The organism is Massilia orientalis (assembly GCF_030411975.2).
Taxonomy (GTDB): domain Bacteria; phylum Pseudomonadota; class Gammaproteobacteria; order Burkholderiales; family Burkholderiaceae_D; genus Telluria; species Telluria orientalis.
Genome location: NZ_JASNRB020000015.1, coordinates 183,650 through 194,530, shown reverse-complemented (window position 1 = coordinate 194,530; position 10,881 = coordinate 183,650). Strand labels below are relative to the sequence as shown.

The following is a 10,881-nucleotide window of genomic DNA, read 5'->3' as shown; positions in this document are numbered from 1 at the left end:
ATGTTCATCGTGTTCTGGCTGGTCGTCGCCGGCATGGTCCTGCTCAGCACCGTGTTCGCCCGCGGCAAGGTGAAGGGGCTGATCGTCGACACCAAGCTGTTCAAGGTCGACGGCGCGTTTGCCCTGGGCTCGGCGGTCATCTGCGTCGTGCTGGCCACGATCTACGGCATGTGGTGGTAGAACTCTCGGAGCAATAGAAGGCAGCCTGCGGGCTGGCAAAGGACAGCCCCCCCCAGGCTGTCCTTTTTTACATCTGTCGCAACGCGGCGCCGGCAAAGGCGACGACCTCCGCCCGGCACCGCCACGCCTCGCGCAGCGCGTTCATGTAATAAAAGCTGTGCGGCACGTCGTGCCAGATGGTGAGCGTCACGCGGTTCCCGGCCCGGCGCGCGCGTTCGGCCGCGCGCCTGCTGTCGTCGAGGATGATCTCGGTGTCCGACACGTGGAAATGGAGCGGCGCGAGTCCCGCCCAGTCGCCGAACAGGGGCGACACGTCCGGGTGGTCCGGCGCGACGCCGCCAAGGTACGTCATCCGCACCCATGGCCAGATGTTCGGTGACTGCATGCTGTCCCGCGCCGCGTTGGCGGTCGCGGACGGGCTGCCGGCCGTCAGGTCGATCGGCGCCGACAGCAGGATGCAGCCCGCCGGCTGGGGCCAGCCGTTGTCCCGCGCGCGCATCAGCAACACGAGCGCCAGGTTCGCGCCGGCGGAATGCCCGATCACGACGATCTTGTGCGCCGGGATGCCGGCGGCAAGCAGGCCGGCGTAGACGGCGCAGCAGTCGTCCAGGCCCGCCGGGAACGGGAACTCGGGCGCGAGCCGGTACGGCACCTGCACGACGGGGCATCCGGTACGGCGCGCCAGGCCGGCACAGTAACGGCGATCGGCCGCCGCGGCACGCACCGCGAAACCGCCGCCGTGAAGATACAGGATGACGCCCTCGCCCGCCGCAGCGGGCCGCCCGATCCATTCGACGGCCACGCCGCCGACGTCGGCGACATCGACGCGCACGGGCCGCCTGCCGAGCGTCCCCAGGCGGTCGATCCGGTGATACGCGGCGCGCATGCGCGCGACGGACGGGATGTCGTTCCAGAGGGGCTGCAGGGTGCGGCGCAACCCCGCGTTCACGATAGTTCGGATCAGCATGCCTTATATTACATTTTCATGCCAACACCCGGCCTGCTTGCGCACGCCATCGAGCTCGACCATCTTTGCCCATCCTGCTCCGCGCGGCCCGGTCGATACAGGTCACCGTGGCAGCGCGTACACCGCCAGCTGGTCGCCCACCTGGTCCTTGATGATCGGATTGCCGCCGGCCACGAAGGCGACATACTGACGGCCCTTGTATTCGTACACCGCCGGATTCGCGACCACCGGGGCCTGGACCAGGTCGGACCACAACTCCTTGCCCGTCGCCAGCGAATAGGCCCGCACTTTCGCGTCCATCGAGGCGCCGATGAAGATCAGGCCGCCTGCGGTCACGGCCGGCCCGCCGATGGTCGGCGAGCCCAGGCTCTCAGGCATGTAGAAGCCGTACTGCTGGGATGCCCCGACGGGGCGACGCCAGTTGATCGCGCCGGTCTTCATATCGATCGAGACAAGTTCGCCGAAGGGCGGTTCCCAGCATGGCATGCCGAGCCAGTTGAGCGCGTTTTCCAGCATGATGCCGAACGGCGCCCCCTTCTGCGGATAGAAGCCCTGCTCGGCGCCGGAGCCCTTGGCCACGCTGTCGTACACGTCGCGTGGCAACAGCTTGAGTTGCTGCACGAGATGTGACGTGTTGACGATCGCCGTCTCGCTGCGCGGGTCAAAAGCGACACCCCCCCACTGGACGGCGCCGGCGCTGAATGGATAGCCCAGCGTGCCTGCATCCCCGGCGGTCGGCGGCGTGTACATGCCATCGTAATGCATTGCATCGAACAGGCGCGAGCACTGGCCGAAGCCAACCATGTCGGCAATCCACCAGACCTTCGGCTTGTGGGACTGGTCCAGCAGCGGCGCAGGTCGGGTAGGAACCGGCTGGGTCCTCGCGTAAACCTCACCGGGGACATTGCCGGTAGGGACTGGGCGCTCCTCGATCGGCCAGACATCCTCGCCGGTCCTGCGGTTCACGACGAACAGGTAGCCCATCTTGGTCGCCTGCATCAGCGCCGGGATCGTCTTGCCATCGACCGTGATGTCCATCAGCGTCGGTGCCGAATTGATGTCGTAGTCCCAGAGGTCATGGTGCACCCACTGGCGCGACCACACCACCTTGCCGGTGTCGATGTCGACAGCGGTGGTGGAGGTCGCGAGCGGGACGGGTTCGGCGCGGTTGCCGCCCCAGTAGTTGGGCGAAGGCGACGACACCGGCAAGTACACGAGCCCGAGTTCCTCGTCGACCGACATCGCGGTCCACACGTTGGCAGTGCCGCTCTGCCTGACGATATCATCGGGAAGAACGTTCAGGACCCACTCCAGTTTGCCGGTGCGCGCATTGACCGAGAAGACCCTGCCCGGCGGCGCCTCCGCCAGCGCCCAGTCCTTGCCGGCCCAGCCGATGATGAGGTGGTCGCCCGCCACGGTGGGCGGCTGGAGCACCGACAGCGGCCAGGCATCGTTGATGCTGTTCCATTTGTTGACGTTGAGTACGCCGTGGTCGGCAAAGCCGGGGCACGGCTTTCCCGTGTCCGCATCGACGGCGAACAGCCTCGCATCCATGGTGCCGATGTAGACGGTCTTCTGGCAGGCCTGGCCCGCGACCGGATGCCGGGCTTCCCAGTAGGCGACGCCGCGGGTCTTCAACGCGGGCTGGGTGAGCGCCTTCAGGGTCGAGTGGGTGTCGAACCGCCAACGCTCTGTTCCGGTCGCCGGATCGAGGGCGATGATCCGGTAGAACGGCGTGCCGATGTACAGGGTCTCGTTGGCGTAGATGGGCGTGGCCGACCAGACGGTCGGCGGCTTGCCGCCGCTGCCGTCGGAGACATCCCCGGTATGGTACTGCCATGCCAGCTTCAGCTTGCCGACGTTCGAGGTATCGATCTGCGCCAGCGGCGAGTATTTCTGCGCGCTCAATTGCCCGTGGAAGCTGTTCCAGATGGGCTTTGGCGGTGCCGATGGTTGTTGCCTCGACGAATCGTGAACATCATCGGCTGCCGCCGCCCCCTGCGCCGTCGCAGGCGGCAGCCGGCCGATGGCTGCGAGGCCAAGGCTGATGCAGAGAGCAGGCACGAGCAGGAGCGACGCGACGGTCGTCACCGGGTGCCTGTCCGGACCACTCATCGAATCGACCGCCAGCGCCAGCAGTGCGATGACCATGGCGGCAACCAGCAAGAACTCATGCAGCAGCCAGGCCGCCGCCAGGGTGCCGAGCGCCATCAGAAGGGCGAGGACCGGCACGAGCCGGGAGCGGCCGGTACGCCTGCGCACCAGGACAAAGCCGAGCAACGCCAGCAACAGGGTGGACACGACGACAGCGAGGGCGCCGATCGTTCCGGTCACGCCGGTCATCGGCGCGAAATAATTGAACAGTGCGACGCCGAGCCCGGCCAGCGCCGCGATCGTCAGCGTCGCCCTCGCTACACCATGAAATCGCCGTGCCATGCCCGTACGCTCCTCCACTAGAATCGGCTCGGTTCATTCTCCGCAGCCGGGAAGACGCGAACACATCACCCTGGCCACACCGTGGTCCATCCAGACAAGACGTAACTTGCCGCTTGTGAATTCAGTTGAAGAAATTATAGGACTCGCTTTCACGGCGGGCCGTTCGATTCGAAACCCTGCTCCGCATGTGATATGAAATGCGAATCACAGCCCACCGAATCATATATTGGACAACTTGCCATACCCACGGCACTCTTGGGGTTTTACGATTTCCCGAGGAGACACCATGCCGACTTACCGTTCCCACACCACGACCCAGGGCCGCAACATGGCGGGCGCCCGCGCCCTGTGGCGCGCGACCGGCATGAAGGACGGCGACTTCGACAAGCCGATCATCGCCGTCGTCAACTCGTTCACCCAGTTCGTGCCGGGCCACGTGCACCTGAAGGACCTGGGCCAGCTGGTGGCGCGCGAGATCGAAGCGGCGGGCGGCGTCGCCAAGGAATTCAACACGATCGCCGTCGACGACGGCATCGCGATGGGCCACGGCGGCATGCTGTACTCGCTGCCGTCGCGCGACCTGATCGCCGACTCCGTCGAGTACATGGTCAACGCCCACTGCGCCGACGCGATGGTCTGCATCTCGAACTGCGACAAGATCACCCCAGGCATGCTGATGGCCGCCATGCGCATCAACATCCCGACCGTGTTCGTGTCGGGCGGCCCGATGGAAGCGGGCAAGGTGATCAAGGTCGTCAACAACGACAAGAAGATCATCAAGCTGGACCTCGTCGACGCGATGATCCAGGCCGGCGACTCGAAGATCTCCGACGCCGACGTCGCCGAAATCGAACGCTCGGCTTGCCCCACCTGCGGTTCCTGCTCGGGCATGTTCACGGCGAATTCGATGAACTGCCTGACCGAGGCGCTGGGCCTGTCGCTGCCGGGTAACGGCACCATCGTCGCCACGCACGCCGACCGCAAGGAACTCTTCCTGCGCGCCGGCCGCCTGATCGTCGACCTGGCCAAGCGCCACTACGAAGGCGACGACTACACGATCCTCCCGCGCAGCATCGCGACCAAGACCGCGTTCGAGAACGCGATGGCGCTGGACGTCTCGATGGGCGGTTCGACCAACACCGTGCTGCACCTGCTGGCCGCCGCGCACGAGGCGGGCGTGGAATTCACGATGGCCGACATCGACCGCATCTCGCGCAACGTGCCTTGCCTGTGCAAGGTCGCGCCGATGACGAACAAGTACCACATCGAAGACGTGCACCGTGCCGGCGGCATCGTCGCCATCCTCGGCGAACTGGCGCGCGCGGGCCTGCTCGACACGTCGCTGCCGACCGTGCACTCGCCGACCTTGGGCGACGCGATCGAGAAATACGACATCAAGGCTAGCTCCGACCAGGCCGTGCATCAACTGTTCCGCGCGGCGCCGGGCGGCGTGCCGACGCAGGTCGCGTTCTCGCAGGCCGAGCGCTTCGACAGCGCCGACCTCGATCGCGCCGAAGGCTGCATCCGCGACCGCGCCCACGCATACTCGCAGGACGGCGGCCTCGCGGTCCTGTACGGGAACATCGCGGAAAAGGGCTGCATCGTGAAGACGGCCGGCGTCGACGAAAGCATCCTGAAGTTCTCCGGCAAGGCGCGCGTGTTCGAAAGCCAGGACGCGGCGGTCGAAGGCATCCTCGGCGACACCGTGCACGCGGGCGACGTCGTGATCATCCGCTACGAAGGCCCGAAAGGCGGCCCGGGCATGCAGGAAATGCTGTACCCGACGTCGTACATCAAGTCGAAGGGTCTCGGCAAGGCGTGCGCGCTGTTCACCGACGGCCGCTTCTCCGGCGGCTCGTCGGGCCTCGTGATCGGCCACGCGTCGCCGGAAGCGGCGGAAGGCGGCGCGATCGGCCTCGTCGAGGAAGGCGACACGATCGACATCGACATCCCGAACCGCACCATCAACCTGCGCGTGACGGCTGAAGAAATGGCGCACCGCCGCGCGACGATGGAAGCGCGCGGCGACGCCGCGTGGCAGCCGGTCAACCGCGAGCGCGCAGTCTCGCAGGCACTGCGGGCCTACGCGGCGCTGACCACGTCGGCCGACCGCGGCGCGGTGCGCGACCTGTCGCAACTGAAGCGCTGAGCGGCAGCCTGACGAACTTGGCGGCGATGCTGGCCGCGATGGCCAGCACGCCTATGGTTGCAAGCAATGCCTGCAGCATGGTGTCCTCACACAAAGTAGGTTTTGACGAAGAAGGCAACCGTGATCGCGGTCGTCGCGCACAGCGTGACGGCGCGGATCACGCCCGGCGGCGCCCGCCGTCCGATGTGCGCGCCGCCGTACCCCCCGAGCGTCGCGCCGGCCAGCAGCGCCAGCGTCTCCGGCCAGCGCACCGCGCCGGCCGCGATGAACGCGAGTACCGCCACCGTGTTCGCCGCGCTCACCAGCAAGGTGCGCGGCGCATTCAGCAGTTTCAGGTCGCGGTTGTCGAGCAGCCCCCACATCGCGATCATCATGATCCCCACCGCCCCGCCGAAATAACCGCCGTAGACGCCCAGCGCGAACTGCACGGCCAGCACCGCGCGTGCATGGATGCGCCAGCGCGCGCGCAGGGCTTCACCGATGCGCCGCCCGAACGCGAGCGCGATGGACGCCACCAGCAGCAGCCAGGGCAGCACGGCCGTGAACGCGGCGGATGACGTCCGCAGCAACAGCACGGCGCCGACGAGCCCGCCGCACAGGGTCGCGACGAGCAGCGCGCGCAGCGGCACGGTGCCGACCGGCCCCAGGCCGTCGCGGTAGGCCCACGCGCTGGCCAATCCACCCGGAAACAGCGCGACGGTGCTCGACGTATTCGCCTGGACCGGAGGCACACCCGCCGCGATCAGCGCCGGCAGGCTGACGAAGGAACCGCCGCCCGCCAGCGCGTTCATCGCACCGGCCACCATCCCTGCCGCGAACGTGGGAATCATTGTGTTCATGTCACGATGGTAGTCGGCGCGGTGGGCTCCCGCAATCCGGCAATTCCGGCGTCACGCTTCGGCTGGAGCGAAGGCACAATGACGCCCGCATGCCGGCCTGTTAAATATCGGAACGACAAATCGGATGATTCCCGCTGCGTTGGCAAGGCGTCCAATCGCGCAGCGAATCGAAAATCCATTTGCAAAATTACGTTATCGATCGCTTAATCAAGTGTTGTTTTCCCCGCGTATCCATGACATTTCTCGCCAAAATGCTTGCTACACGGCAATTCGATCTGACATGATCAGCACCGGTGCGGTCCCAGATACCGCAAACACGAAACCTACCCGAACATCGACGGAGCGCCGCGTGCCGCGACTACGCCCCCTGCAAACCTATTCCCCGCTGATCGTGGCCACGGCCGCGACCTGCGTCATCGTCCCGTTGGCCGGCTGGCAGTGGCATGGCTGGCTGTGCGCCGCCCTCCTCCTGGCCGGCGGCGCGTTCGCCGCCCTGCGCGCGCCCGTGCCGCAGGCCGAGCAATCCACCGGCGCCGACCTCGCCGAGCGCCGCGCGTTCAGCGTCGACGTGGCCGACGTCTGGACGTCGCACATCGATGCGTCGCGCGACCAGATGGAGACGGCCGTCGTCGCCCTCGTCGAACGCTTCTCCGGCATCGTCACCCGCCTCGGCCAGGCACTGGACGCGTCGGGCACCGCGCGCAACGGCGACAACATCGTCGACGCGTTCGCGGCCAGCGAAAAGGAATTGCGCTCGCTGCTGGACATGCTGGCCGGCGCGGCCGCCAGCAAGCGGCAGATGCTGCAGAAGATCGAAGGCCTCGAGGAAATCACGGCCACCTTGCAGAAGATGGCGGCGGACGTCGCCAGCATCGCATGGCAGACCAACCTGCTGGCGCTGAACGCGGCCATCGAGGCGGCGCGCGCGGGCGAGGCGGGACGCGGTTTCGCGGTCGTCGCGAGCGAGGTGCGCATGCTGTCGAACCGTTCGGCCGACGCGGGCAAGCACATCGCCGAACAGGTCGGCCGCATCAGCGCCGCGATCGACGTCACGTGCCGCGCGGCGGAGGACTCCATGCGCGCCGAGACGCGCGCCGTGCAGGCGTCCGAACAGATGATCGGCAACGTGCTCGGGTCCCTGCGCGGCGTCACCGACGCCCTCGTGGCCTCGTCCGACCTGCTGCAGCACGAGAGCGCCGGCATCCAGGCGGAAGTCGGCGACGCGCTCGTGCAGCTGCAGTTCCAGGACCGCGTCAGCCAGATCCTGTCGCACGTGCGCGACAACATCGCCCGCCTGCCGTCGTGGCTGGACGAGCAACAGCAAGGCGGCGGCCTCGATGCCCGCAGCCTGCTCGCCGAACTCGAAAGCACCTACGCAATGGCCGAGGAACGCACGCTCCACAAGAGCACCGCGAAGCCCGCGCCGCAGCTGGCCGAAGACATCACGTTTTTCTAGACTAGGATTTAACCATGGCAAAAACCATCATGGTGGTGGACGATTCGATCTCGATCCGCCAGGTCGTCGGCATCGCACTCAAGCAGGCCGGCTATGACGTCATCGAAGGCGTCGACGGCCAGGACGCGCTGGCCAAGCTGACCGGCCAGAAGGTCAACCTGATCATCAGCGACGTCAACATGCCCAACATGGACGGCATCGCGTTCGTGCGCGAACTGAAGACCCGTCCCGCCTACAAGTTCACCCCGGTCCTGATGCTGACCACCGAGTCGCAGGAAGACAAGAAGGAACAGGGCAAGGCCGCCGGCGCGAAAGCATGGATGGTCAAGCCGTTCAAGCCGGAAGCCCTGCTGGCCGCCGTCCAGAAGCTGACGTTCGGCTGACCCAACGCGCCGGCGCAGGCCGGCCATCCCGGAGCAACGATGCAATGACGATTATTGGCGAAACGAGCCAAGGGGCCGCCGCATGCCTGGCGGTCGAAGGCGAAATGACGATCTACCGCGCCGCGGAGCTGCATCCCGTGCTGCTGGACGCCGTACGCACGATCGATGCGCCCGCGCTCGACCTGTCCCAGGTGACGGAGTTCGACTGCGCCGGCATGCAGCTGCTGCTCGTGGCGCGGCGCGAAGCGCAGCGGCTCGGCAAGGCGCTCGTGCTGCGCGGCGCCAGCCCCGCCGTGTGCGACGCGTTCGCAATGCTCGGCATGAGCGCGGAAGGAGAGCCGGCATGAGCATCGACATCGACCAGGTGACGCACACCTTCATCGCCGAAAGCCGCGAACTGCTGGAGCAGATGGAAAGCGCCCTGCTCGCGGTCACGCGCGACGGCCTCGACGCCGTCAACGCGATCTTCCGCGCGGCGCACACGATCAAGGGATCGGCCGGCATGTTCGGCCTCGACCCCGTCGTCGAATTCACGCACGTGGCCGAGAGCGTCCTGGACAAGGTGCGCGACGGCGCCATCCCCGTCGGCGACGAACTCGTCGCGCTGCTGCTCGCATGCCGCGACCACATCGGCGCCCTCGTCGACGCGGTGGAGCGCGGCACGCTGGACGACGCGGATCTCGCCGCGGCAGGCGCGCCGCTCGTCGCGCAATTGCAGGCCTACCTCGACGGCGGCGCGGCACCGGCGCCCACCGGCGCCACCGAACCCGAAGCGAGCGACGGCGCAGCCGGCCACTGGCACATCTCGCTGCGCTTCGGTCCCGACGTGCTGCGCAACGGCATGGACCCGCTGTCGTTCATCCGCTACCTGGGCCAGCTGGGCACCATCACCGGCATCGCGACGATCGCCGACGACCTGCCGGCGCTGGACGAATTCGATCCCGAGTCGTGCTACCTCGGCTTCGAGATCGGCTTCCACAGCACCGCCGACAAGGCGACGATCGACGGCGTGTTCGACTTCGTGCGCGACGACTGCGCGATCCGCATCCTGCCGCCCGAGAACCGCATCGCCGGCTACCTCGCCTGGCTGGACGAGGCGCCGGCGCAGCGCGAGCGCCTGGGCCAGATGCTCGTCCGCTGCGGCAGCGTCACCGCGCACGAACTGGAACACGCGCTGGCGGCGCAGGCAGCCAGCACCGCGCCGGCGCAACCGATCGGCGCGGTCCTCGTCGAACAGGGCGCCGTGCGCGCACCCGTCGTCGAGGCGGCCCTCGCGAAACAGCGCCAGGCGCCGGACGCGCCGCGCCAGCAGCAGGAAAACCGCTCCGTGCGCGTGGACGCGGACAAGCTGGACCGCCTCATCAACCTCGTGGGCGAACTGATCATCGCGGGCGCGGGCGCCAATCTCGTCGCGCGCCGCACGCAGATCCCCGAACTGCTGGAATGCACGTCGACGCTGTCCAGCCTCGTCGAGGAAGTGCGCGACAGCGCGCTGCAGCTGCGCATGGTGAAGATCGGCGCCACGTTCAACCGCTTCCAGCGCGTCGTGCACGACGTGGCGCGCGAGCTGGGCAAGGACATCCGCCTGGAGGTCAGCGGCGAGGACGCGGAACTGGACAAGACCGTCGTCGAGAAGATCGGCGACCCGCTCACGCACCTCGTGCGCAACGCGATGGACCACGGCATCGAGCCGGCCGACGTGCGCGCCGCGCGCGGCAAGCCGGCGCAAGGCACCGTCGCGCTGAACGCCTACCACGACTCCGGCAGCATCGTGATCGAAGTGTCGGACGACGGCGGCGGCCTGAAACGGGACCGGATCCTCGCGAAAGCCGTCGAGCGCGGCCTCGTCGAGCCGGGCCGCCTGCTCACGGACAAGGAAATCTTCAACCTGATCTTCGAGCCGGGCTTCTCGACGGCGGAACAGGTGACGAACCTGTCCGGCCGCGGCGTGGGCATGGACGTCGTCAAGCGCAACATCGTCGCGCTGCGCGGCAGCGTCGACATCGCCAGCACCGAGGGACAAGGCACCACCGTCACGGTGCGCCTGCCGCTGACGCTGGCGATCATCAACGGGTTCCAGGTCGGCGTCGGCAAGTCGGTGTTCGTGATCCCGATGGACATGGTCGAGGAATGCATCGAGTTCGTCGAACAGCCGGGCTGCGACTGGGTCGATTTGCGCGGCCAGCCCCTGCCCTTCGTGCGCCTGAGGGAACGCTTCGGCGTCAAAGGCGCGCCGGCACGGCGCCGCAGCATCGTCGTCGTGCGCTACGGCGGCAGCAAGGCCGGCCTCGTCGTCGACAGCCTGCTGGGCGAATTCCAGACCGTGATCAAGCCGCTCGGCAAGGTGTTCGCCGGCGCGCGCTTCCTGTCCGGATCCTCGATCCTCGGCAACGGCGACGTCGCACTGATCCTCGACATGGCGGCCCTGCTGGCCGGCGTCGAACACGAAAGCCAGGCCGCCGCGGCCTGAC

The 10,881-nt window shown here is 67.4% G+C and carries 8 protein-coding genes and 1 pseudogene; 6 read left to right on the top strand and 3 right to left on the bottom strand.

The window, feature by feature from the left end; translation table 11 throughout:
- Window positions 1-180: pseudogene (locus QPK29_RS23210) on the top strand (sodium transporter); the annotation flags it as partial.
- A gap of 67 nt (window positions 181-247) precedes the next feature.
- Here the strand turns inward: QPK29_RS23210 and QPK29_RS23205 are convergent.
- Both QPK29_RS23205 and QPK29_RS23200 read right to left on the bottom strand, forming a co-directional pair.
- Window positions 248-1,147 (bottom strand): alpha/beta hydrolase, encoded by a 900-nt coding sequence (locus tag QPK29_RS23205; protein ID WP_371772361.1) that lies wholly within the window; start codon window positions 1,145-1,147, stop codon window positions 248-250.
- Between the two features lie 102 nt (window positions 1,148-1,249).
- Complete coding sequence (locus tag QPK29_RS23200; RefSeq protein WP_371772360.1) at window positions 1,250-3,583, bottom strand: pyrroloquinoline quinone-dependent dehydrogenase; 2,334 nt, start codon at window positions 3,581-3,583, stop codon at window positions 1,250-1,252.
- A gap of 286 nt (window positions 3,584-3,869) precedes the next feature.
- Here QPK29_RS23200 and ilvD point away from each other — a divergent pair, with 286 nt between their 5' ends.
- On the top strand, window positions 3,870-5,732 hold the full coding sequence (gene ilvD / locus QPK29_RS23195) for a dihydroxy-acid dehydratase (protein ID WP_371772359.1): 1,863 nt from the start codon (window positions 3,870-3,872) through the stop codon (window positions 5,730-5,732).
- Between the two features lie 86 nt (window positions 5,733-5,818).
- On the opposite strand, the gene QPK29_RS23190 is transcribed toward ilvD, so the two are convergent.
- Window positions 5,819-6,571 (bottom strand): sulfite exporter TauE/SafE family protein, encoded by a 753-nt coding sequence (locus tag QPK29_RS23190; protein WP_371772358.1) that lies wholly within the window; start codon window positions 6,569-6,571, stop codon window positions 5,819-5,821.
- Between the two features lie 349 nt (window positions 6,572-6,920).
- Here QPK29_RS23190 and QPK29_RS23185 point away from each other — a divergent pair, with 349 nt between their 5' ends.
- From QPK29_RS23185 to QPK29_RS23170, 4 genes are read left to right on the top strand one after another with little or no spacing between them, the layout of a single operon-like run.
- Window positions 6,921-8,027, top strand: a complete 1,107-nt coding sequence (locus tag QPK29_RS23185) for a methyl-accepting chemotaxis protein (protein ID WP_371772357.1) — start codon at window positions 6,921-6,923, stop codon at window positions 8,025-8,027.
- 14 nt (window positions 8,028-8,041) lie between these two features.
- Window positions 8,042-8,410: a response regulator gene (locus QPK29_RS23180; protein WP_056128750.1), complete on the top strand. Its 369-nt coding sequence runs from the start codon at window positions 8,042-8,044 to the stop codon at window positions 8,408-8,410.
- Window positions 8,411-8,454: 44 nt separating this feature from the next.
- Window positions 8,455-8,757 carry an STAS domain-containing protein gene (locus QPK29_RS23175; RefSeq protein ID WP_371762816.1) on the top strand — a complete coding sequence of 101 codons (303 nt, stop codon included), beginning with the start codon at window positions 8,455-8,457 and terminating at the stop codon, window positions 8,755-8,757.
- A 2-nt stretch (window positions 8,758-8,759) separates the two neighbouring features.
- Window positions 8,760-10,880, top strand: a complete 2,121-nt coding sequence (locus QPK29_RS23170; RefSeq protein WP_371772363.1) for a chemotaxis protein CheA — start codon at window positions 8,760-8,762, stop codon at window positions 10,878-10,880.
- Window position 10,881: the final 1 nt, after the last annotated feature.